Origin of the sequence: Streptomyces sp. NPDC101776 (assembly GCF_044766845.1) — a bacterium.
Taxonomy (GTDB): domain Bacteria; phylum Actinomycetota; class Actinomycetes; order Streptomycetales; family Streptomycetaceae; genus Streptomyces.
Window position 1 is genome coordinate 123,445 of sequence record NZ_JBIWMV010000017.1, and the last position, 21,132, is coordinate 144,576.

Annotated in this window: 22 protein-coding genes; 8 read left to right on the forward strand and 14 right to left on the reverse strand. The window is 71.5% G+C overall.

Going from position 1 to position 21,132, the window contains the following annotated elements:
* Nucleotides 1-2 precede the first annotated feature (2 nt).
* The gene (locus ACIRRY_RS38025) at nucleotides 3-434 is read left to right on the forward strand and encodes a MarR family winged helix-turn-helix transcriptional regulator (protein ID WP_403982267.1); all 432 of its coding nucleotides are present in this window, start codon (nucleotides 3-5) and stop codon (nucleotides 432-434) included.
* A 251-nt stretch (nucleotides 435-685) separates the two neighbouring features.
* Here ACIRRY_RS38025 and ACIRRY_RS38030 read toward each other — a convergent pair whose 3' ends face one another.
* A complete protein-coding gene (locus tag ACIRRY_RS38030; RefSeq protein ID WP_403982270.1) occupies nucleotides 686-1,063 on the reverse strand; it encodes an NUDIX domain-containing protein in 378 nt (125 codons plus the stop codon).
* Nucleotides 1,064-1,439: 376 nt separating this feature from the next.
* Here ACIRRY_RS38030 and ACIRRY_RS38035 point away from each other — a divergent pair, with 376 nt between their 5' ends.
* The 3 genes from ACIRRY_RS38035 (at nucleotide 1,440) to ACIRRY_RS38045 (ending at nucleotide 3,389) form a co-directional block, all read left to right on the forward strand.
* Nucleotides 1,440-1,652, forward strand: a complete 213-nt coding sequence (locus ACIRRY_RS38035; protein WP_403982273.1) for a hypothetical protein — start codon at nucleotides 1,440-1,442, stop codon at nucleotides 1,650-1,652.
* 78 nt (nucleotides 1,653-1,730) lie between these two features.
* Nucleotides 1,731-2,162, forward strand: a complete 432-nt coding sequence (locus ACIRRY_RS38040; protein WP_403982275.1) for a hypothetical protein — start codon at nucleotides 1,731-1,733, stop codon at nucleotides 2,160-2,162.
* A gap of 108 nt (nucleotides 2,163-2,270) precedes the next feature.
* Nucleotides 2,271-3,389 (forward strand): TDT family transporter, encoded by a 1,119-nt coding sequence (locus ACIRRY_RS38045; protein WP_403982278.1) that lies wholly within the window; start codon nucleotides 2,271-2,273, stop codon nucleotides 3,387-3,389.
* A 5-nt stretch (nucleotides 3,390-3,394) separates the two neighbouring features.
* On the opposite strand, the gene ACIRRY_RS38050 is transcribed toward ACIRRY_RS38045, so the two are convergent.
* The 6 genes from ACIRRY_RS38050 to ACIRRY_RS38075 form a co-directional block, all read right to left on the reverse strand.
* Nucleotides 3,395-3,841: a DUF6884 domain-containing protein gene (locus ACIRRY_RS38050; protein WP_403982281.1), complete on the reverse strand. Its 447-nt coding sequence runs from the start codon at nucleotides 3,839-3,841 to the stop codon at nucleotides 3,395-3,397.
* Nucleotides 3,838-4,881, reverse strand: coding sequence for a GlxA family transcriptional regulator (locus ACIRRY_RS38055; protein ID WP_403982283.1), 1,044 nt, complete (start codon nucleotides 4,879-4,881; stop codon nucleotides 3,838-3,840). The genes ACIRRY_RS38050 and ACIRRY_RS38055 overlap by 4 nt, the downstream gene beginning before the upstream one ends.
* A gap of 100 nt (nucleotides 4,882-4,981) precedes the next feature.
* Entirely contained in the window at nucleotides 4,982-5,125 is a 144-nt protein-coding gene (locus tag ACIRRY_RS38060; RefSeq protein WP_403982285.1) for a hypothetical protein, read from the reverse strand.
* A gap of 112 nt (nucleotides 5,126-5,237) precedes the next feature.
* The gene (locus ACIRRY_RS38065) at nucleotides 5,238-6,242 is read right to left on the reverse strand and encodes an alpha/beta fold hydrolase (RefSeq protein ID WP_403982288.1); all 1,005 of its coding nucleotides are present in this window, start codon (nucleotides 6,240-6,242) and stop codon (nucleotides 5,238-5,240) included.
* Nucleotides 6,243-6,292: 50 nt separating this feature from the next.
* The gene (locus ACIRRY_RS38070; protein ID WP_403982290.1) at nucleotides 6,293-6,940 is read right to left on the reverse strand and encodes a molybdopterin-dependent oxidoreductase; all 648 of its coding nucleotides are present in this window, start codon (nucleotides 6,938-6,940) and stop codon (nucleotides 6,293-6,295) included.
* A 156-nt stretch (nucleotides 6,941-7,096) separates the two neighbouring features.
* Nucleotides 7,097-7,516 (reverse strand): molybdopterin-binding protein, encoded by a 420-nt coding sequence (locus ACIRRY_RS38075; protein ID WP_403982292.1) that lies wholly within the window; start codon nucleotides 7,514-7,516, stop codon nucleotides 7,097-7,099.
* Between the two features lie 213 nt (nucleotides 7,517-7,729).
* Between ACIRRY_RS38075 and ACIRRY_RS38080 the strand changes: the two genes are divergently transcribed.
* Nucleotides 7,730-8,419: a M24 family metallopeptidase gene (locus ACIRRY_RS38080; RefSeq protein ID WP_403982295.1), complete on the forward strand. Its 690-nt coding sequence runs from the start codon at nucleotides 7,730-7,732 to the stop codon at nucleotides 8,417-8,419.
* A gap of 47 nt (nucleotides 8,420-8,466) precedes the next feature.
* Here ACIRRY_RS38080 and ACIRRY_RS38085 read toward each other — a convergent pair whose 3' ends face one another.
* The 4 genes from ACIRRY_RS38085 to ACIRRY_RS38100 form a co-directional block, all read right to left on the reverse strand.
* Nucleotides 8,467-9,090 (reverse strand): dihydrofolate reductase family protein, encoded by a 624-nt coding sequence (locus ACIRRY_RS38085; RefSeq protein WP_403982298.1) that lies wholly within the window; start codon nucleotides 9,088-9,090, stop codon nucleotides 8,467-8,469.
* Between the two features lie 121 nt (nucleotides 9,091-9,211).
* A complete protein-coding gene (locus tag ACIRRY_RS38090) occupies nucleotides 9,212-9,580 on the reverse strand; it encodes a roadblock/LC7 domain-containing protein (protein WP_403982301.1) in 369 nt (122 codons plus the stop codon).
* 85 nt (nucleotides 9,581-9,665) lie between these two features.
* Nucleotides 9,666-10,505 (reverse strand): hypothetical protein, encoded by an 840-nt coding sequence (locus ACIRRY_RS38095; protein WP_403982304.1) that lies wholly within the window; start codon nucleotides 10,503-10,505, stop codon nucleotides 9,666-9,668.
* The gene (locus ACIRRY_RS38100; protein ID WP_403982306.1) at nucleotides 10,502-10,852 is read right to left on the reverse strand and encodes a hypothetical protein; all 351 of its coding nucleotides are present in this window, start codon (nucleotides 10,850-10,852) and stop codon (nucleotides 10,502-10,504) included. The genes ACIRRY_RS38095 and ACIRRY_RS38100 overlap by 4 nt, the downstream gene beginning before the upstream one ends.
* Before the next feature lie 162 nt (nucleotides 10,853-11,014).
* On the opposite strand from ACIRRY_RS38100, the gene ACIRRY_RS38105 reads away from it, so the two are divergent.
* Nucleotides 11,015-11,380: a hypothetical protein gene (locus tag ACIRRY_RS38105; protein ID WP_403982309.1), complete on the forward strand. Its 366-nt coding sequence runs from the start codon at nucleotides 11,015-11,017 to the stop codon at nucleotides 11,378-11,380.
* A 162-nt stretch (nucleotides 11,381-11,542) separates the two neighbouring features.
* Here the strand turns inward: ACIRRY_RS38105 and ACIRRY_RS38110 are convergent, their stop codons facing one another.
* Nucleotides 11,543-13,189, reverse strand: coding sequence for a CocE/NonD family hydrolase (locus tag ACIRRY_RS38110; protein ID WP_403982312.1), 1,647 nt, complete (start codon nucleotides 13,187-13,189; stop codon nucleotides 11,543-11,545).
* 49 nt (nucleotides 13,190-13,238) lie between these two features.
* Nucleotides 13,239-13,832, reverse strand: coding sequence for a response regulator transcription factor (locus tag ACIRRY_RS38115; protein ID WP_403982314.1), 594 nt, complete (start codon nucleotides 13,830-13,832; stop codon nucleotides 13,239-13,241).
* A 381-nt stretch (nucleotides 13,833-14,213) separates the two neighbouring features.
* Between ACIRRY_RS38115 and ACIRRY_RS38120 the strand changes: the two genes are divergently transcribed.
* Nucleotides 14,214-15,152 carry a hypothetical protein gene (locus tag ACIRRY_RS38120; protein ID WP_403982316.1) on the forward strand — a complete coding sequence of 313 codons (939 nt, stop codon included), beginning with the start codon at nucleotides 14,214-14,216 and terminating at the stop codon, nucleotides 15,150-15,152.
* A gap of 21 nt (nucleotides 15,153-15,173) precedes the next feature.
* Here the strand turns inward: ACIRRY_RS38120 and ACIRRY_RS38125 are convergent, their stop codons facing one another.
* Nucleotides 15,174-18,035 (reverse strand): AAA family ATPase, encoded by a 2,862-nt coding sequence (locus ACIRRY_RS38125; RefSeq protein ID WP_403982318.1) that lies wholly within the window; start codon nucleotides 18,033-18,035, stop codon nucleotides 15,174-15,176.
* A gap of 219 nt (nucleotides 18,036-18,254) precedes the next feature.
* Here ACIRRY_RS38125 and ACIRRY_RS38130 point away from each other — a divergent pair, with 219 nt between their 5' ends.
* Nucleotides 18,255-21,092 (forward strand): AAA family ATPase, encoded by a 2,838-nt coding sequence (locus ACIRRY_RS38130; protein WP_403982319.1) that lies wholly within the window; start codon nucleotides 18,255-18,257, stop codon nucleotides 21,090-21,092.
* Nucleotides 21,093-21,132 lie beyond the last annotated feature (40 nt).

Genomic DNA, 21,132 nt, shown 5'->3' on the forward strand with positions numbered 1-21,132 from the left:
CCATGGCAGTGCACGGCAGCAGCGACATCCTGGTCGACGAGCTCTACGAGACGACGCACCAGTTGCGCCAGTTCGTCGAGACCCGGCTGCGGGCGGGCGGTGCCTCGGTCGCGCGGCTGCGTGCCCTGCGGATGCTCGCGCTGTCCGAACGGCCTCTCCGTATGCGGGACTTGAGCGAGATGACCGACGTCGCGGCACGGACCACGACCAGCATCGTCGACAGCCTGGAACGCGACGGGCTGGTGGAGCGCCTACGTCATCCGGACGACCGCCGCGCGTTCCTGCTGCGCCTCACCGACAAGGGCCGGGAGTGCCACCGCGAGGCCGAAGAGGTCGACGGCCTCGCGCTCGCGGAGGCGACGGCCGAGCTGGACGCGGAGGACCGGGCGCAGTTGCGGACCCTGCTGGCGCGTATCCGGAAGGCGACTTCCTGACGCCGGTTAGCGAGGGTCGGACAGCGGTCCGGTCGCGGAGCCGGCGGGCGATCCGGGCGGCCGAGGCGGACGCCCTGCGTGAACTCCAACGAGGGGGGCACGCCGCCTGACCCGGCCCGAACCACCGCACTCCTTGAAGCCGTCGAGGAGCCGCTCCTCGACGGCGGTCGCGCGCGGAAGGTTATGACTTCCGCCGTGTTCGGCATGGCGTCCGCGGTACGAGTGGTACCCCCTCCGGGAGCCGGAGCTTCTTACACCGGCGTGTGGCCTTCCAGATAGGTGCGCACGGATCCCGGCAACCCGGCCGCGACGGCGTCGGCGAACGACGCCCAGCGCACTTGCCCCGCGGTGAGCTGGGCCTCGCCCGACGGGTCGTCGCTCAGCAGCTGGCACACCACGGCCGGCCCGCCTCCGGACCCGGCTCCCAGAAGGCTTGTGCCGTCCACGAGATAGCCGGTGAGTTCGTACACCACCCGCGCGGCGGTGGCCTGCGCCGTCTCGGCCTCCTCGGGGACGCCGGACGGCAGGCTCCACCCGCCTTGCTCGTCCACCAGCAGCAGGCGTCCGTCGTTGATGACGACCGCGTCCACCGCGCCCTCTACGGCCTCGGCGGCCTGTTCCAATGCCATGTCCCAACTGTCCTCTCACACAAGGAGCGACCGCCCGTCCGGCCACGTCCGAGCCCCTTTCCTACCCGGGACACACCGGTTCACGCGATACGCGGCCACCCGGTGGTCGCCCCCAGGATTCCGGCCACATCCCAGAGGGCATTCTCAGCCTTGGGCATCACGTGGAACACGACACCCTCGCCCGCACGGGGGCGACGCGCGACCCGGCCGCGCTCTGCGGCCGGCACGAAGCGCGGGCAACGGCACCATCGGAATCCGCAAGGGCGGCATGAACGATGAGCGTGACCGGAATCGGCAACAACATATCCGGCGGAGTCTTCTTCTCCATGACGCCCTGAGCGCCCTCTTCGCGCGGGACACGAGGAAGGGCGGTCCCGTGGCGGTCGTCGGTGGCCTGGTCGGCAGCGGCAAGACGGAACTGGTCCTGACGGCCGCTCACCAGGCACTCGCCCAGGGCCGGTTCCCCGGCGGTGGTCTGTTCGCCGACGTGGCACGGCTGCACCTGGTCGAGTCCGGTACCGAGCCGGACAGTTGGCGCCTGCGCGCACTCGTACGCCTCTATGTACGGGGCAGACCCGACACTTCGTGACGGACGGGAACCGGGACCCCCCGCCGCGCGTTCCCTCTTTGCACAGGAGTGGTGACGCCCCGTCAAGGATGGTGCCAGATGGACCCGGTGTCGGTAGGACTGCTCGCGTCGCTGGCCGGCGGTGCGGGCGGCGAGGTGGGACGACAGGTGTGGACCGCTCTCACGACTCTCGTACGGCGACCGTTCCACCGCGGCGAAGACAGCCCGGTCGGCCCGGTTCCGGGCGAGGACGAACTGGCGCGCCTGCAACAGGCCCCCGGTGACGGGACCCGGGCCCACGCGCTGAGCACGGCCCTGGCCGTCCGCGCGGCACTGGACCCCGACTTCGCCACCGCCCTCGCCGCCTGGCACGAACAGGCGAAGCTGGTCCGCACCGGCGACGGCTCGGTCAACAACTCGATCAGCGGCGGCAGTTACTACGCCCCGGTCCTCATGGGCCGCGACTTCCCCAACGCCACGGTCACACCCGCACCGCCGCCACGGCCCGGCGAGCCGGACGCGGGGGAGTGACGACCGCCGCCTGACAGTGCTGCCGCCCGCCCCTCGTTTTCTGCCACGGCAGCCTCGCATCAGGACATACCCGACAACGTGGCCCCAGCCCCGTCCTACGTTGGGCCCATGATCCGCCGCTCCTCGTCCACCCGCCCCCTGCCGCCGACGACACCCGGCACGGCACGTCCACCCCTCAGCCCCAGCTGGTTCGCGGCCGTGATGGGCACCGGCATCGTCGCCAACGCGGCGGCCACCCTGCCCCGGAGCCTCCCCGGACTGGGAACCGCCGCCACGGTCGTCTGGGCGGGCGCCGCACTGCTGCTGCTCGTGCTGGCTGTCCGCTGCCTCCGGGACCGGGCGCTGCGGACGCACGCGGCCGATCCCGTCATCGCCCAGTTCTTCGGCGCACCGCCGATGGCACTGCTCACGGTCGGTGCCGGGACACTGCTGCTCGGCCGCAAGGTGATCGGGTTCGACGCCGCGCTGGACGTGGACCGGGTGCTGTGGTCGCTCGGCACCGTACTCGGCCTGGCCACCGCCTGCGCGGTGCCGTACCTGATGATCACCCGGCACCGCTTCGCGCCGGACGCGGCCTTCGGCGGCTGGCTGATGCCGATCGTGCCGCCGATGGTCTCCGCCGCGACCGGCGCCCTGCTCGTCCCCCACACCCCGCCCGGCCAACTCCGGCTCGCCCTGCTCCTCGGCTGCTACGCGATGCTCGGCCTCGGCCTCGTCGCCGCCCTACTGGTCCTGACCATGCTCTACGGCCGCCTCGTGCACCACGACGCACCCACCGGCGCGATGGTGCCCACGGTGTGGATCGGCCTCGGAGCCCTCGGCCAGGCGGTGACGGCACTCGCCGCCCTGGCCACGGCGGCACCGAGCGCACTGCCCGCCCTCTACGCCCGGGGCGCCGAGGCCCTCGCGCTGCTGGGCGGTGTCCTGGTGTGGGGCTTCGCCCTGCTGTGGCTGGCGCTGGCCACAGCCCTGACCGCACGGACGATCCGGGCCGGGCTGCCGTTCGCGCCCACCTGGTGGTCGTTCATCTTCCCGTTCGGCGCGCTGGTGACCGCGACCAGTACTCTCGCGGCGCGCACGGACTCGGCGCTGTTCGTGTGGCCCGCCGTCGTGTTCTACGCGCTGCTCGTCCTGGCCTGGATCGTCGTGGCCGGCCGCTCCCTGCGCCACGCCACCACCCGGACCGCGCCCTCGGCACCACGGGAACTGAGCAACTCCCGCGGCTGATCGGGCTAGTTGGCGACACCCTTGCGCAGTGCCGCGAGGCGGGCCATCTGCTCGCCCATGCCCCTGGTTCCGGCCAGCGGGGTGAGGGCGTGCGGCCAGACGGAGTGGACCAGGCCGACGTGCCGTGCGCCACCGAGGGCGAGGACGGGGTCGAGGTGCACGATGCCTCTCAACGTCGCCTGTTCCAGGACGAGTTGGGACGTCACGGCGTCCGTCGTGCCGTGCGGGGTGTCGTACGGCTCGACGACGTCGTCGAGGTCGAGCAGGCCGTAGCGCGCGGAGAGGATCAGCAGCCGGTCGGGGCGCAGCGCCTCGGCCGCCCCGCGGCACGCGCGGTGGTACGAGCCGATGTACAGGTCCGCCGCCCGTGCGGGGCGGTCCAACTTGCGGCTGCCGCACGGGATGACGACGAGTTCCGGCTTGACGAGGTAGAGATGGTCGTACGCGGTCATGCCTGTCCGTCCTGTTCTGTTTCTTCTTCTCTTTCGTCGGTGATCGAGCCGGTCCCGCCCACGCCGGTCGTCCGGAAGCTGGTCCGGAAGACGCCCGGTGTCACCCCCAGGTGCCGCACGAAGGCCCTGCGGAGCGACTCGGCCGAGCCGAACCCGGTGCGTCGCGCCACCACCGGCAGCGGGTCGTCACCGGTCTCCAGCAGCACCTGGGCGGCCTCCAGCCGTACCTGTTCCACATACCGGGCCGGGGTGGTGCCCACCTCTTCGTCGAAGAGCCGGCTCATGTGGCGGACGCTGAGGCCGGCGCGGCGGGACATGGCCGCCAGGGTGTGCGGGGCGCCGGGGTTCTCGGCGACCGCGTCCAGCACTCCGCGGAGCGTCTCCTGCCGGGGGTGCGGGACCTGGGAGCGGACGCTGAACTGGGACTGTCCTCCCGGCCGTTGCATGAAGACGACCATGTCCTTGGCGACCGCCCGGGCCACCCGCGCACCCCAGTGCTCCTCGACGAGCGCCAGGGAGAGGTCGATACCGGCACTGACACCCGCCGAGGTCATCATCGGCCCGTCCCGCACGAAGACGGCGTCCGGTTCGACCCGAACGGACGGGAAACGCACGGCGAGTTGGCGTGACTGGCGCCAGTGCGTCACGGCGCGCCGGCCGCGCAGCAGCCCGGCGGCAGCCAGCAGAAACGCGCCGGTGCACACCGACGCCGTACAGCGGGCCAGGCCGTGCAGTCTCCGGACGGCTTCAAGGAGCGCGTCGTCCTTGAGCAACGTCTCCCATTCCGGACCGCCCGGGACCACCAGCACGTCGTACGGCTCACGCACGTCGTCCACGCGGACGTCGGCGCTGATCCGGATCCCTGCGGAGGTGATCACGGCCGCCCCGTCCTCGGACGCGATCCGTACGCGGTACCGTCCGCCGAAGTCGTTGGCCGAGGTGAACACCTCGATCGGGCCGGTCACATCGAGCAGCCGCACACCCGGGAAGACGAGGACGGTGACGGTGAGGGGGCCTGCTCCGGGACGGTTGTGGTTCATCGCACGCCCAGGATGCGTCAGCGACCGGCGCCGATGCCATGACCGACTTCCTCCCTGCTGGGAGGAGCTGCCTCCCAGGCGGCTCCCGCCCCCCCCCGCATCAGGTCGCCCGCCCGCCGAACTGCCAAATGTGCACCTCGATTTCGGCATACCGGTCCTGCGTCAGCACGGCGCGTGCCGTCTCCCGGTCCGGTGCGCGGAGCAGCGCCGCCGTGCCCAGCCACGCGGCCCCGTCGTCGGACAACAGCGGCCCGTACGCCCGCCTCGCACGCGTCCGGCGGACGCCGTCGACCTCGTCACGCTTTCGGGCGGCTACCTCCTCCTTGCCTTACGTCAGGATGAGGTGGCCGCGGTGATCACGAAGGCGCTGAACCCGTTCCCGCGTCACCGTCGGCGTCGCGCTCGCAGGTCGTGAGGAAGTCGATGAGCGCCGCGTTCACCTCGGCGGGGCGTTCCTGCTGGGTCCAGTGTCCGCAGTCGGGGAGCTCGATGGGCGGGCGCACCAGGCTGGGCATGAAGTCCGGTAGCTGGTCGATGACGTCGCGGGCGCCGGGGAAGGCGGGCACGAGGTCGCGGTCGCCGAAGATGTACAGGGCGGGCCGGGTGACGACGGCGTTGTTCCACGGTGCGGTCAGGTCCCAGTTGCGGTCGAGGTTGCGGTACCAGTTCAGGGCGCCGGTGAAGCCCTTGGTGAAACTCTCGGTGAGCGCGTCGAGATCGTCCTCGGTGAGCCACTCCGGCAGCACCTCGGGGTCCTCCATGGCCGCGAGCCAGCCCTTCTCGGGGTCGACCAACGGCTGCATGATCTCGCCGGAGGGAGACGCGGCGGCGGAGGCGGAGTAGAGGAACTTGCGGAGCGTGGTACGGGTGTCGCGGCCGAACTCGGCGTCGGCGACCCCGGGTCGGTCGAAGTAGTTCCAGTAGAACCGGCCCCCGAAGATCTCCTGCATCATCGCCATCGGCCGCTGTGTCCCCCGGTACGGCGGCGGCACGCTCAGCCCGGCCACCCCGAGCACCAGGTCCGGCCGTAGCAGCGCGGTGTGCCAGGCGACCGGCGCGCCCCAGTCGTGTCCGACGACGTACGCCTTCTCCTCGCCCAACTCCTGGATCAGGCCGACGACATCGCCGACCAGATGCAGGATGGTGTACGCGTCGACCTCGTCCGGATGATCGCTGGTTCCGTATCCCCGCTGGTCGGGGGCGACCACCCGGAACCCCGCGTCGGCCAGCGGGCCGATCTGGCGGTGCCAGGAGTGCCATGACTCCGGGAAGCCGTGCAGGAGCACCACCAGAGGGCCCTCGCCCTGCTCGGCGATGTGCAGCCGGATGCCGTTCACGTCCACGAACCGATGCGTCGCCATGCGGACGAGGCTACGTGTCGGGCCTGTTGAGGCGAGTGGTGGGTTTCCGCCTAAGGGCCGGGAGGCTGTACGCCGTTGTCGTCCTGCTCCTGGTAGGAGTAGCGCTGCTCTTTCCAGGGGTCGGCGATGGTGTGGTAGCCGCGCTCCTCCCAGAACCCGCGCCGGTCCTCGGTGAGGTACTCGATGGCGCGCAGCCACTTGGGGCTCTTGTAGCCGTAGAGATGCGGCACGACCAGGCGCAGCGGGAAGCCGTGTTCGGCGGTGAGGGGCTCGCCGTTGTGGTGGGTGGTCAGCAGGGTCCGCGGGGCGGTGAAGTCGGCGAGGCGGAGGTTGGTGGAGTAGCCGTACTCCGCCCAGGCCATGACATGCGTGACCTCAGGCGCGGGCGGCACCAGTTCCAGGACGGTGGTCGCGGGGATGCCGTACCACTCGTGGTCGGTGGAGGTGGGGCCGGACGCGCAGTGCAGGTCGGCGACGACCGTGACATGCGGCAACGGCGCGAGTTCGTCGAACGTCCAGGTGCGCTCGGCGCCGTCGGCGGTGGCTCCGTGGACGCGCAGGTTCCAGCGCTCGGGGCGGAAACGGGGGACGGGCCCGTAGTGCGAGACCGGCCAGCCGTGCACATGACGCTGCCCGGGCGGGACGGGCCGGGACGCGTCGGCGGCGGCCTCGGCCGTGTCCTGTCGGTCGCTTGCCACGCGTGACGCCCCTTCTTCGCTGGTCTCCGGGTCGGGACTGCCTTCCCGAGCCAGCGTAGGCGCTCACGCGGAACGGGCCCGACGGCGGGTCCCGGTCCGTGTCCGCGCCTCGCCGCACGGAGGAATTCCGGCTACGGCGCCCTGTCCCGGCCCGCGTCAGACGGTCGCCAGGGACACCTCGGTCGACTTGATCAGCGCGACGACCTGGGAACCGGTCCGCAGCCCCAGGTCGCCGACCGCGTCCTTGGTGATCGCGGCGGTCAGCTCGCCCCCGTCGACCGTGACCTTGACGACGGCCATCGCCCCACCGGTGGCGACATCGCTGACGGTGCCGGGCAACTGGTTGCGGATGGACAGCCCCTCCACCCGGCTCGTGGCGAGCGCGACCTCGGTGGACTTCATCATGGCGCGCACGGCAGTGCCCTCGGTGAGCCCGAGGTCCTTCACGGCCTCCAAGGTGATCGCCGCGGTGAGGTCCTGGCCGCCGTCGAGGCGCACCTTGACGGTCGCCATCACCGCACCGGGCGTGACGGCCGTGACGGTGCCGGGGATCTGGTTGCGGATGCTCAAGCTCATGACGGAACGCCTCACAGGGAAAGGTCTGGATTGTCGGACTTGTCGCCGACTGTGCGTCCACAAGCTAGCCCCTCGGGCCACGCCCGTCACCGATCCCCTCGCATCCGCCACCTGGGAGTTCGCCGCGTCCTGGCAGATCAGAGAAACCTCCCTGGCCGCCGCCTCCGCCGGAATCCCATTGCCGACAACGATCTACCTGGCTAGGTTCGCCCCATGGCTGATGACGAACCCACGCGGGCCGCACGCCTGCTCGATGCCCAGGCCAAGGCCGCGCAGCTCTTCGCGGAGATCGAGGAGCGCGGGCTGGTGGCGCCCGGCGAGGGGGAGCGGGCCGTCAGCGACCGGATCCGTGACCTCGCGAACGAGATGTTCGGCACGACGAAGCACTGGCACAAGCGGATCGTGCGCTCGGGACCGAACACCCTCAAGCCGTACAAGGAGAACCCTCCGGACCGGGTGATCGGCGCGGACGACATCGTGTTCGCCGACTTCGGGCCGATCTTCGAGGAGTACGAGGCCGACTTCGGCCGGACCTTCGTCCTGGGCGACGACCCGGTCAAGCACCGGCTGCGCGACGACCTCCCCGAGGTGTTCGCGGCCGGCCGCCGCTTCTTCGAGAACACCCCGGACATCACCGGTGAACGCCTGTACAGCGAGGTCGCCCGCCTTGCCGAGAAGGCGGGCTGGGAGCTCGGCGGCTGGCACGCCGGGCACCTCGTGGGCGAGTTCCCGCACGAGACGATCGAGGGCGCGCACGTCGAGTCGTACATCACCCCCGACAACGACACCCCGCTGCGCCGCACCGACAAGGCCGGCCGTACCTCCCACTGGATCCTGGAGATCCATCTCATCGACCGCGAACGGGGATTCGGCGGTTTCCACGAGGAGCTTCTGACCCTCTGACGGCGATCTCCTCCCGAAGCCCGGCCGCGTGACCCGGCCACGAAGGGTCAGCCCTCGGCGCTGCCCAAGCGGTACTTCAGATGGGTGGCGAGGGGTGTTTCGACCACCCTGATCGGTTCGACGCGGCGCGGTCCCGGGCCCGGTCCTTCGAAGAGCCGCAGTCCCGCGCCGAGGAGTGCGGGCACCACATGCAGTTGGAGTTCGTCGATGAGGCCCTCGGCGAGGTACTGCCGGACCGTGTTCGCACCGCCTGCGATGTCGACGTTCCGGTCACCGGCGACCGACTTGGCCCGGTCGAGCGCGCTGTGGATGCCGTCGGTGACGAACGTGAACGTGGTGCCGCCCTCTTTGACGAGGGTCGGTCGGGGGCGGTGGGTGAGGACGAAGACCGGGGTCCGGAAAGGCGGGTCGGCGCCCCAGAACTCCTCACCGGTGTCGTACATCATCCGGCCCATCACCACCGCTCCGGTCGCGTCGAACCACTCGCGCATCAACTCGGAGTCGCGGTTCTCCACCCCGCCGGTCATGCCCTGGCGCTCCCGCCAGCTCGCGAGGTTGTGGATCCATTCGAAGAGCGGCTCGGCGCCGTCGCCGCCAGGGTTGTCGACGGTCACGTCGGTGCCGGCGATGTAGCCGTCGAGGGAGATCGCCAGATCCGCGGTCACGGTCACGAGGGTGCTCCTGAGTCGTGGAGGTACTGCTGCTTCCACTCTCACGTCGATCGGGAACCGGCGCATTCGACATGCCGTCCCTCCCTGCCGGGGCCGGCGCGGTGACGGCCGGTGAACCCGGCTACACGTCCTCGTCGAGATGCCGCCGCAGTCTCGCCGTGACGGCCGGGATCTCACGGCGGAACGCCGCCTCGTCCAGGCCGTCGTCCGCGACCACGGCGAGCAGCGCCCGGTCGCCGACGGCCGTCACGATGACATGCCCCGTGCTGCAGCGCGCGCTGATCTCACGCAGGTGCCCGGTGCCGCCCTGGTCGGCGAGCCGGTGGCCCAGAGCGAGGGTCGCCGCCGCCACAGCGGCCATGGACTCGGGGTGGGTCTTGGTCGTGTCGCTCGCCACGACGAGCCCGTCACTGGTGGCCAGCGTGGTTTCGGTGACTCCCATTACGTTGTCCCGCAGGGCGATGAGGAGGTCGGTCACGGGGTCGCTCATGGCGTCTTCTTCCTGTTTGCGTGCAGGCGGTGGGGCAACGAGGCAGGAGGGGAGCCGGGTGGGGGCGCGGCCGGGGGAGGGTGGTTCAGTCGTGGGGCCGCTGAGTCGGCGCGGAGTTCCGGCCGGGGAGGCGACGCGGGAGCGATACGGGGTCGAGCACGGCGGGCGCCACCGCGGAGGGCGCGATACGCGGTGCCGTACTCGGCCGCCGGTCCGTCGAGGGTGTGTACGGCCGGACGAGACCGCGGTCCAGCAGGTGCCGTAGGTCGAGCATGACGGCGAAGAGGCCACGGCCGAGAGCGAAGGCGATGTCCCTCGCCGTCCGGCGGCCGTCCGCGGTGGCCAGGACCTCCTGGTGCCGGACCGGAAGTCCGCCGACGGTTCCGGGGAGGGGCGCGGTGGACGTCGGCTGCATCCGGGTGCGGGCGAGGGCGGCGGCCGAACCGGGCTCCCCGGCCAGCAGGTCGATGCGCCGGGACACCTCGCCCAGGAGTCGCTCGGGGGTGACACCGGCATTGCGGTACAGCGTCGGCACGGGGTCGGTCACCTCCCAGCTGTCGGGTACGGCGAGGGAGAGCGCGAAGGCCGCGTCGAACAGCGCGCTCAGGCTGATGACCTCCAGCTCGCCGGCGCCGATGAGCCCGCGCTCCACGAGTTCGGCGGCGAGGCGTTCATGGCTGGTGTCGGAGGCGCGGACCGCCGACCAGGCCTGTTCGCCGATCCGGCCCGACCTGAGCAGCAGGCCCTCGATGCCCGGGGCGCCAGGGGTCTCCATGGCCACCACGAGTCCGTCCCGCACATGGATCGAGCCGCCCGGGGTGCCGGTCACGAGCACGGTGCAGGAGCGCCGTCGGTTCCGCAGCGCCGCCAACAGGGCCGGAACGTTGCGGGAGTCGGCGAGCGGTATCTCGGTGCCTTCCGTCATGCCAGCAACTCGTCGGCGTGCCGGTTCAGTTCGCGCATCGCCCAGGTGAGGTTGGTGCGCTCGCGGTCGACGGTCGCGCACAACAGCAAGGGGTCACCCTGCCGCGGGAGTTGGATCGTCACGAGATGCCGGGTGGAGGTGGTCACGACGACGCTCTCCAACTCCCCTGCCGCGCCTGCCCGAGTAAGGCGGGTACGGGCCAACTCCGCTATTTCGCTGGAGTCCTGACTGGCACTCACATCACCGGACTCCGCATAGGAAAGGCCGGTGACGGCATCGAGCACGGTGGCACCGCTGATGCCGGGTGTGGTCAGGGCACGGCCGAGTACGGCGTCGAGCGATGACAAAGGTCCCCCCTTCAGTCACTCCGTGAGCAGACTACTTTGTTTGCCAACTATCGCAACTCTGACCAAAGATGGTGTTGTCTGTTATCCGCACGGTTCGCATTGGGACCGTTTTCGTGGCGAGATGCCGAATCTTGCCGGGGCGTGAGGGGAACGAGGCACCACGTGAACATTGAGGCGACACTCAAGGAAGCGATGACTATCGACGGGGCCCTGGGGGTGTCCCTGGTCGACTACGAGAGCGGCATGACGCTGGGGGCGTTGGGCGGCGGCCCGCATCTGGACCTGGAGATCGCCGGGGCGGGCAACACCGAGGTGGTGCGGGCGAAGCAGCGCACGCTGAAGTCCATCAACCTGGACGACCGGATCGAGGACATCCTGATCACTCTCGGTCAGCAGTACCACTTGATCAGGCCGCTGGCGAGCACCCGGGGCTCGCTCTTCCTGTATCTGGCGCTGGACCGGGAGCGCAGCAATCTGGCACTGGCGAGGCATAACCTCAAGCGTCTTGAGAGCACCCTGGAGGTATAAAGACGCCTGGGCATATGACAATTGACTAGTCGTCATGTCGGTTCGGTCTCGGTGGGCAATATGCGCGCCGAGACCGGCCGGGTCTTGGGAGGCTGCATTCCGGGGCCGCGAACGGCGGCTGAAGCGGCATTAATTGTCTAGTCCAGTAATGTCTAGTCCACTTTAGAGGTCTGGCAAGTCGTTTTTCGGCGTTGTCGGGCAGACCGGCAGAAGTATCGCGGACGGGTGTTCGGGGTCGTGGAACACCTCTTGGTTCCCGGCGCGCAGAGTCGTGGCCGTCGCCCTGGGTTCACCGGTGCCCGGATTGCGGTTGTAGCGCGGGAACGCACCGCTGGACACCTGGACGCGGATGCGGTGACCGCGCCGGAAGCGATATGCCGTCGGCCACAGTCGTACCGTCGCGCAGGACGTCCGCTCGGCGCCGGTCAGACCGACCAGGCCGTCGCACACATTCGTCGAGCGGCCCTTGGTGTCCACGTCGCACAGCCGGACGAACACGTCTGCGTGGGGCAGCTCCGAGCGGAACCAGATCTCGGCGCTCACCTCGCCGATGACTTCAACGTCCGTGTCCAGTACGGCAGTTGTGTAGGTCAGTACGTCCGGCCGGGCTTCGAGTCCGGAGTTGTCGACGCGGCCGCCCCTCACCCCGAGGGCCAGCCGCACGCCGCCGACGGCCGGAGTCGGGTCGGCCGGGTCGTAGCGGTAGCGGTCGGGCTCGGACGCGCCCGCCGTGTCGGTGGACAGGAGGCCGTCCGGGTGGAGGTGGAAGCGTCGCGGTGTGCGGCCCGGTGGCGGCCAGGACGGGAAGTCCCGCCAGGTGTCCTCGCCCATGACGAACAGCCGGACGGGGGCACGCTCCGGTGGCTGCTCGCCGCGCGCGAGGGCCAGACCGAAACCGAGGGCCTCGCCGGCCGCCGTGACGCCCACGCCCCGGGAGGTGTGCGACCACGGTCCGACCGTGAGCCGGGCCTGTCGTCCTGCCGCCACCAGGGCCTGGTGGTCGCGGAGTTGGCCCGGCAGGAAGATGTCGTACCACCCGCCGACCGAACTCACCGGCACGGCGATGTCGGCCACCCGACGACGATGGTCGAGGTCCGCCCAGCGCGGCGTACCGGCGTCGTGGGCGAGGACGTCCTGGATGTAGTCGGAGCGATGGCCGAGGGCGGCGAAGTCGGCCTCGCTCAGCGGTAGTTCGGACATGGCCCGGCGTACCCGCCGCGCGCCCAGCAGTTGGCGCGGAACGGCCCACCGGCGTTCCTGCCCGGCGACCATGACACCCCAGCCGAACGGCGTCTCCAGCGAGAACCCGTCCGCGCGCAGGAACTCCAGGGTGAGCGCCGATTCCGACACCGCCGGGATCATCGCCTTGACCTGCGGCGGCAGTTGGTCGGCGACGGCCCACTGCGCATAGCCGAGGTAGCTCATGCCGTACAGCACCATCGCCTCGCCGAACCAGGGCTGCGCGATCACCCAGTCCACGGTGTCCAGCCCGTCCTCGCGCTCCCGCCGCATGGGGTCGAAGACGCCGCCGGACCCGAATGTCCCGCGCGTGCTCTGGATCATCACCTGGAAGCCGCGTTCGGCAAACGGCCGGACCATCGGCCCCGCGGCCATGCCCGCCCTGCCGTAGGGGATCCGCAGCAGCAGCGTCGGCAGGCCGTCTCCGCCGGACCTCGGCCACCAGCGGTCGGCCAGCAGGACGGTGCCGTCGCGCATCGGCACCCGTAGATCGTGCTCGACGACCAGATCACGGGTGAGGGGCGGAGGAAGGCTCAGCAGACGCTGAGTGAGGTGGCTGCCCAGGTTCACCGGTGTCTCCTTCGTCGACTCCCGTGCCGGAGACCGATGGTACGGCGACTCAGATCAGTCCGGCCCGTATCGCGTACGAGACGGCGTGGGCGCGGTTGCGGGCCCGCAGGCGCTTCATCGCGCCGTAGAGGATGTATCGCACCGTACGTTCGGAATAGGCGAGTTCGGTCGCGATCTCGTCGCACTGTCTGCCCTCGGCGATCAGGCGCAGTACGGCAACCTCGCGCGAACTCAGTGCCGTTCGGTCGGTGGTCTGTCGTTGCGGCGCGGGGGGCTCGGTCCCGCCCTCGCCCGCCACGGCGCGGACCGTGCGGACGAAGACGTCCGGGCTGCAGAAGTCCCACCACACGACGGCTCGGACGCCCCGGTGCCGGGCAGCCGACACATCGGCCTGCCAGCGCTTGCTCACGACCACCAGGAAGCGGGCGCGCGGGTTGTCGCTCAGGCTGGGGAGCAGGTCCAGGACCGAGGCGTCCGCCACGTCCACGGCGACCACGATCGCGTCGGCCTCCCGGCTCCTGTACGGCGGCACCTCGCGCAGCCGCGGCTCCATGGCGACGAAGCCGGCCAGCCCGGCGCGGATCAGCGGAGCGGGGGCGTGGATCGCCACGCGCAGGCTCTCGCCGAGTACTTGCTGAGGCATGTGCCCCCCAACTCGCAACTGAGATCGTCCATGAGGTTCGGGAGGACGATGGTGTCACCGGCCGGGACCCCGCATTCGCGCCACCGGCCCCGCGCCCGCGAGCCGAGGGAAACCTGGCGCGAGTCGCCGAGGTGTCCTGACCTCGGGCCGCCACGTGGAGTCGTCCTCGGCCGGGAAGATCCCTGCAACTCTCTGTACGGACCGGCAAGGTTGGCGGTTTCGGCTTTCGCCGGAAACAGCGGGCGCGCGACGATGCCGTAGGAAGCGCGTTCTGACGCCCTTCGTCCACCGGTTCGCTCCGCCGTCGCCGTGCCACGCCGACGGCCGCGTCCCCACGGCCGGTGACTGTCTCTGGCAACTTCTAGCAACAAAGGTGGCCGCATGATCGCGTCCATTGCCCTGTGCGTGGTGCTCGGCCTGTTACTGCTCGGGGCCGCAGCGATCAGGCGGGGGCGCAACTCCTCCTCCGCGCAAGGCCGTTCGACACTGTCGGGTGCCAACCGCAGGGCACTCGAAACAGTCGCGCTGGGCCTGCGGGCCGTGGCCGCGGGACGTCCGCAGGGCGGACGACCGCTGCCGGACATACACGTCGTCGTCCACTCGGGGCAGCGGCTGACCGTGCGGCTCGCCGAGGCGGACCGGCACGCGCCGGCGCCCTGGACCGCGGACGTCTCCGGAAAGGAGTGGTCCGTGGACACGGCGAAGCTACGGCGAGGGGGCAAGGGGGGCGACGGGCCCACGCATCCGTACTCCCTGACCGTCACCCTCGGCCTCCACAGAGGCGAGCGCATGCTGGTCGATCTCTCGCGGCTGAGCGGGCCGATCGCCCTGACCGGAGACGACAACGATGTCCTGCTCCTGGCGCAGGCACTCATCTCCGAACTGGTCTCCGGGCCGGTCGGGACCCTCGCCACGGTCGTCCTGGTGGGTTCGGCGGCCACTCCCTCGGTGACCGACGGACTGGGCGCGCGATCGGCGCGCCTGCACACCGCGGCCACCCGGGGCGAGGCACTGGCCGTAGGAAAGAACACGTCGTCGCCCGGACAGGGCGGGGGAGCGTCGGCACTCCAGACCCTGCACATGGGCAGGGACCGCGGTGCGGCCAACGCGCGGACCCATGCCCGCCGGCTCTTCGTGGTGACGGCGGCGCAGTACCGCGACGAGCGTTGGGGCGACACCCCGTTGCGCGGGACCGACGCGCTGCTGGTGCTCGGCTACATCCCCGCCCTGGAGTGGAACCTCCAGGCGCAGCCCGACGGCTCCCTGCTCACCGGCCGGCTCGGTGTACCCGTCGACACGCACGCGGCGCACCTCAACTGACCTGACGGGCACCGCCATTGGCTACGGCCGCCGCGCTCCGCCAGGGCCCGGCACGGGACCGCCGGTCCTGGGCGGCGCGCCGTCCGGCGCCGGCGCGCGGCGGGCGAGGCTGCCGTCCAGCCAGGCCGCGGCCAGCTCCACCCGGGAGCGGCACCCGGTGCGCTGGAAGAGCCGGCTGAGCCGTCGCTCCACGGTCTTCTCGCTCCACGCGAGCCGCGCCGCGATCTGCCGGTTCGTCGCTCCCTCGCTGACCATCGCGGTCAGCCGGACGTCCTCCTCACCGAACGTGTCGCCGACCGGGCGCGTCCTCGGCAGTCCGAAGGTCCGCCGCCGTGTCATGTGACCGAGCGTCGTACGGGTGGCACGCCCGATCCCCAGCGACTGCGCGATCCGCGAGGCCTCCGCCAGCCACGGTTCCGACCCGTCGCCGATCTCCATCAGACACAGGCAGCAGAGCAGCTCCAGGTACGCGTCGCCCCGGCCGCGCACCGACCGGAGCGCCGCCATCGCGCTGTCCGCGTCGCCGTGCACCAGACCGCGCCCGAAGAGCATCGCCTCGCGCGTCATGGGAGAGCCCACCAACTCGTCCAGCGCCTCCAGTTCGGCCAGCGCCGCCGGCATGACCTGCGGCAGCCCTGCCACCAGAGCGAACGAGACGTACCGCAGCAGCACCTTCTCCGCGCCCGAGTGCAGACCCCGCTCGCGAGTTCGTCGTACGTCTCTGAGGGCCCCCGCCAGCGCCTCCTCCTGCTGGCCCGACCAGTACCGCACGCCCAGCCTGGCCCACACGACCAGCGAGTGCGACACGGCCTCAGGGATCAGCGCGAGCCAGTCCTGAGCGGGCCCCAACTCCCCACGCGTGCAATGAATTTCGGCCGCGAGCGCCCGGGCGGGCTGAGCCGCGCCCGCCGTCGTACCCCGGGTCCGGCTGCGCGCCTCGATCCGACGGGCGGACACCAGGGCCCGGTCCCAGTCGCCGTCGAGGTAGTCGCGGACCATGGCGTGGTACCAGGCGGCGGTGCTGTTCCCCGCCCCCGTGTACCGGTCACCGAGCACGGCGGACAGCGCGCCGGCCAGGTCCCCGTGGACGGCCGCGGTCCGCAGCCGGTCCAGGTCCGGTGCGCTGTCCGCGTCGGCCGGCAAGGTGTGCGGAGCGGCCGACAGGTCGGCGCGGCTGCCCGCCGAGGCGGCCAGCAGCCGTAGCTCCGGCGCGGACGGCAACGGCCCGGATCCCGTCCCTCGTCCGATGGCTGAAGGCCTGTGGGGCTTGCTCCCCGGCCGGGGCGACACCGCTCCGAGCCCGAACGGCCCGACCAGCTCCGCGAGTTGGGCCACGGCGGGCATCGGACCCCGGGCATCGACTTCAGGGTTGTCCGGCAACCGGTGTTCATGCAGAGCCGCCAGGGCCCATACCTCGGCTACGAAGTCCAGGCTGCCCCCGTCCTGTTCCTCGGCCGGTGTCGTCGCGAGGTGGGCGAGCAGCGGGTCGCCCAACGCCAGGGCACCCGCGTGGTCGGCGTGGCGCAGGCTCAGTTCGGCGGACTCGCGCAGGACACCGGGCGTCCGCTGGTCGTGCGGCTCCAGCCGCCGCAGCGCGGACGCATAGGCGCGGACCGACCGGGGCCAGTCCGACCTGGCGTCCGCACGGGCCGCCGCGAGCAGCACGTCCACCGCGAGGGAGTCGTCGACGTCCGCCCCGGCGGCCGCCACATGTTCGGCCAGCCGCGGATAGCAACTGCCCGCCGCCACCGCGCCCAGCCGATCGGTCAACGACCGGGTGATCAGGGCGTGCAGCGACGACACGTCGTGGTAGGTGGGCAGCGCCCGCAGCGTCGCCGCCAGCGCCGGCACGGCGAACGCCATCCGGCCGTCCTTGTCCACGGTCAGAATCCCGTCCCTGACCAGCGGGGTGACCGCCCGGTCGACCAGGCCGGCCCGGCGCGGACCGCCCGGCTTCAGCCGGAGCAGATCGTCCAGCCGGACCTCGGCGTGTTCGAGGCTGCGCGCCACCGCCGCCGCGTCGTCCAGACTGTCGGCGTCCGGCGGGGCATCGGGCCAGCAGAGTCGGCTCAACTCCGTTGTGCCGGTGGCGAATCGCAGCGCCCGCTCCGGCTCGGTCAGGCACACATGCCCGTCGAATTCCAGGAAGTCGCCGTGCTCGTCCATCGCGTCCAGCATCGACAGTACGGCCGCGGGGGTCCCTGCCATCGGGCCCAGCGCGGCCAGCACCGCCGTCATCAGCGCCGGCTCGACCGGCCGACCGAGCCGCCGTACGACGAGGACTTCGAGGTCGGCGGGCCGCAGCGGCGGCAGTTCGAGCAGCCGGTCGGCCGCCGCCGTGAGGGGTGAGGCACCGTCGGCTCCGGGGCGGATCGGGCGGCCGGCCATCACCATCGGCACCCCGGCCGGCCGGAAGACGCGCAGGAGCAGGCCGAGGGCGGACGCCGTCGGACGCGGCATCCGTTCGACGTCGTCGACCACCACGGCAAAGGGGATGTGGGCCGCCGCGTCCGTGAGGATCTCGCTCAGTACGGACAGCAGCGCCAACTCGCCGTCCTGGCCGCTGGATTGCAGCCGGATCCGACGGACGGCGCCGACGCGGACCGGGCTGCGACGGTCGTGGAACTTGGCGAGCACCGAGTGCACGCCGTCGGCCAGGGCGACGGCACCGGGTGGGCTCCCCGTGTCGTGACAGCGCAGCCGCAGGACATGGGCGCCTTCCCCGGCCGCCGCTCGGCGGGCCTGTTCCAGCAGGGCGGTCTTGCCCGTGCCCGGGCCTCCGACGAGCAGGAGGCTACGGGCCGAAGCGCCGGTGGACAGCAGGGTCTGTGTCACATCCCGGAGTTCGGCGTCCCTGCCGATGACGGGGTCTCCTTCCCGCACGTCCACCCCTTCCGGGTTCGGTGCTCCACGGGTGAACGGCCAACAGGGGCAGGTGAGTTGGTGGCGGTGCGTGCGGAGTCGGCCGTCCGACGGAAACGGCCGTGTGAATGTGATCATAATGTGGATGCGGGGCCGGTTTCCGAACATACGGCCGACCGGAGGGGTCCGGGTCTGGCCTTGCCCGCCTTGCTCATGTCGTCGAAGAGAGAGCGGTGGACCGTGACCGTTCCGTCCGAGAGTTCGTGGTCGGTGCGGGGCGGTACGGCTGCGACCGGCCATCTGGTGGGCCGTGGGCGGGAGTTGGATGCGGTCCACGACTTGCTGACGGACATGGGTGGGCCGCGACTGGCGCTCGTCCGGGGTGAACGAGGCGTCGGGCGCACCGCGTTCGTGAACGCGCTCGCCGAACGGCTGCGCGCCGATGGGGTGTTGGTGCGCTCAGTGAGCTGTGTACCCGGTGACGACGCCCAGCCGTACCTGCTGGCGCTGCGGCTCGTCATGGCGGTGGAGGAGCGTCGGCCCACGGAGGCGCTCCGGGCGGCCGGGCGGGGTGACGGGGCGGTGATGGCCGCGCTGCTGCGTGCCGCTCTGGCGCGGCCCGCTCCGGTGGTCGTGGTGCTGGACGACATCCAGCACGCCGACCCCGAGTCGCTGGCGCTGCTCGGCGGGATCGACCTCGCGGTGCCCTCCGGTGTCCGGCTGTTGGCCTCTGCCGTGGGGCGCGGTGAGGGAACCCCGGCGCATCTGGCGGGTGTTCAGGGCGCCCGCGTGATCGCGCTGTCCCGACTTACCCCGGACGAGACCACCACCGTGGTGACGGGGCGGCTGGGAGCGGTCCCCGACACCGGGCTGGCCCGGCGGGTGCGGGACCTCACGCGCGGGGTGCCCGGGGCTGTCGACACGCTGCTCACCGACTGGGCTCGGCAGGGGGCGATCAGGGTGGCGGACGGGCACGCCTTCGTCGGGGTGCGCACGCCGACGCCCGTGCTGCGGGACAGCGACCGGTTCGTGCGGGCGCTGGACGCGCTGGGGGAGCCGTGCCGCACGGTGGCCGGAGCGCTGAGCACCCTGTGGCCCCTGGGCATACGGGCCGTAGCGCTGATCGCGGGGTCGGCCGGGCTGTCCACCGGCCAAGTCCGGTACGCCATCGCTGAGTTGGTCGAGGCGGAAATCGTCGAGGAACTGTCCGGTCCGGAGGGCGGTGCCGAGCAGGGGTGGACGTTCGGGGTTCCGCTGGTGGCACACGCGCTGCGGGAGCGGCTCGGGCCGCTGGAGCGCAGTCGGCTGTCCGCCACGGCGGTGGAGACATTGTGGGCGGACGCGGACGCGGCGGGCATCGCGTCCGAGGGGAAGCCGCCGACGACGGTCGGGCTCGACGCGGCGGACGCGGTGGCCTACCTGGCGGACCGGATCGCGGAAGCGGGGACTCTCGTCGAACGGGGCCGCGCGGTAAGCGAGTTGACGGCCGCAGTGGAACGCCTGCATCCCGACTCCGAGGGCCGGGGAACGCTCCGCTGGTGCCAGGCGGCCGGCCACCTCGTCGAACGTCCCGCCGACCGGGTCCCGGCCCTTCAGCGGTACGCCGTCGCCGCCTACTTCGCGGGGGACTTCTGGTCCGCGCGGACCATCGCCGAGTCGATCCTGCGCAACCGCCCGGACGTCGTCGGCCGACTCGAACTCCAGGAGACGGCATCCCTGATGGTGGCGGCGACGGCGAACGACCTGGACTGGCGCGCACTGTCCCGACTCGCCACGGAGCAGTGGTGGGACGAACTGCCGCTGCCCGTCCTGGCCGTCACGACCGGCCGGGCGCTGGCCCTGTGCCTCCTGGCGAGATGGCGCGAGGCGCTGGACGTTCTGACCCGCACGGAACCCGTCTGGACCACCGAGGTCCGCGCCCGCACCAATCCCGCCTGCTTCCGCGACGCGGCCGAACTCGCCCTGGGCCGGCCGGAACGCTTCATACGCTCACTGACCATCCCGGAAGCGCCGCACATCGGTTCCGACCACGCGTACACCCTCACCGCCACCAAGTTCGACGAACTCCTCAACGGCGGTGACCTGCTCGCAGGGGAGGCTCTGTTGGCCGCGCAGGGTCTGACCCCCGAAGTGTTGCCCCGGGCCGGCCAGTTCCTCCGGCACCACCTCCGGGGCGAGTGGGACGAGGCACTGGAGCCGAGCCGCTGGATGCTGGCCAACAACCAGTTCCACACCCCCGCGATCGACAAGTACCTGATTCCCGCGCGGACTTCGGCGATCCTCCTCGCCCGGGGCCGCGTCACGAGCGCCCGCCGCGTGATCGACAGCGTGCGCGCCCCGGGGGAGGGCCCGCCGGATCACTCCCTGGACGCGGTCCAGGCAGCGGTACTGCGGACCCTGGGCGATCCGGCCGGCGCCGAGCAGTCGCTGCGGCGAGGACTGGACGCGGCAGCCGCACACGAGCAGATCGCCAGCACCGATGAACTCTGGGCCCCTCTGGCGGAGTTGCTCACGGACGCGGGACGCGCGGCGGAGGCGATGACCTGCCTGGACCGCCTGGAACACATCTCCGACCGAATGGGCACCGGAAGGACCCGGCTGCGCCACCTGCTCGCATCGGCCCGGGTCCTACGACAGGACAGTCCCGCCATCGCTGACGAGCAGCTTCGGGAGGCCGTGGAACTGGCACGCACGCGCGGCCAGCCGTACGAGACCGCGATCACCCTCGTCGCTGCCGCCGACGCGGGCGCGGGCCCGCCCACGCTGCTGAGCGAGGCGTACGAACTGTTCGGCCAGTGCGGTGCCGCACTGGACCGTTTCCACACCCGGACCGCCATGCGCGCGGCCGGGATCACCGTCCCCGGCCGGAAACAGGCCACCGTCGAGAGTGAGTTGCTGCTCGCGACGCTGATCGCCGAAGGCCTGACCAACCGTCAGATCGCGACGGTGCTACGGCTCACCGAGGACGCGGTCGCCAACCGGCTCTCCCGGCTGTTCACCCGCACCGGACTGCGGTCCCGCACCGAGGTGGTCACCGCTGTACTCACCGGCTACCTCGCCGTCACTCCGGCCGGATGACCGACACGGTCCGGTAACGCCGGACCGCGTCGATGCCCGC

Excerpts from the sequence above, each read along its gene's own strand:
- ACIRRY_RS38050 (WP_403982281.1), bottom strand. The coding sequence starts at position 3,841 with ATGACCGCGTACGACCATCTCTACCTCGTCAAGCCGGAACTCGTCGTC.
- ACIRRY_RS38025 (WP_403982267.1), top strand. The coding sequence starts at position 3 with ATGGCAGTGCACGGCAGCAGCGACATCCTGGTCGACGAGCTCTACGAG.
- ACIRRY_RS38120 (WP_403982316.1), top strand. The coding sequence starts at position 14,214 with ATGATCGCGTCCATTGCCCTGTGCGTGGTGCTCGGCCTGTTACTGCTC.
- ACIRRY_RS38040 (WP_403982275.1), top strand. The coding sequence starts at position 1,731 with ATGGACCCGGTGTCGGTAGGACTGCTCGCGTCGCTGGCCGGCGGTGCG.
- ACIRRY_RS38065 (WP_403982288.1), bottom strand. The coding sequence starts at position 6,242 with ATGGCGACGCATCGGTTCGTGGACGTGAACGGCATCCGGCTGCACATC.
- ACIRRY_RS38090 (WP_403982301.1), bottom strand. The coding sequence starts at position 9,580 with ATGAGCGACCCCGTGACCGACCTCCTCATCGCCCTGCGGGACAACGTA.
- ACIRRY_RS38115 (WP_403982314.1), bottom strand. The coding sequence starts at position 13,832 with ATGCCTCAGCAAGTACTCGGCGAGAGCCTGCGCGTGGCGATCCACGCC.
- ACIRRY_RS38045 (WP_403982278.1), top strand. The coding sequence starts at position 2,271 with ATGATCCGCCGCTCCTCGTCCACCCGCCCCCTGCCGCCGACGACACCC.
- ACIRRY_RS38095 (WP_403982304.1), bottom strand. The coding sequence starts at position 10,505 with ATGACGGAAGGCACCGAGATACCGCTCGCCGACTCCCGCAACGTTCCG.
- ACIRRY_RS38030 (WP_403982270.1), bottom strand. The coding sequence starts at position 1,063 with ATGGCATTGGAACAGGCCGCCGAGGCCGTAGAGGGCGCGGTGGACGCG.
- ACIRRY_RS38055 (WP_403982283.1), bottom strand. The coding sequence starts at position 4,881 with ATGAACCACAACCGTCCCGGAGCAGGCCCCCTCACCGTCACCGTCCTC.
- ACIRRY_RS38075 (WP_403982292.1), bottom strand. The coding sequence starts at position 7,516 with ATGAGCTTGAGCATCCGCAACCAGATCCCCGGCACCGTCACGGCCGTC.
- ACIRRY_RS38080 (WP_403982295.1), top strand. The coding sequence starts at position 7,730 with ATGGCTGATGACGAACCCACGCGGGCCGCACGCCTGCTCGATGCCCAG.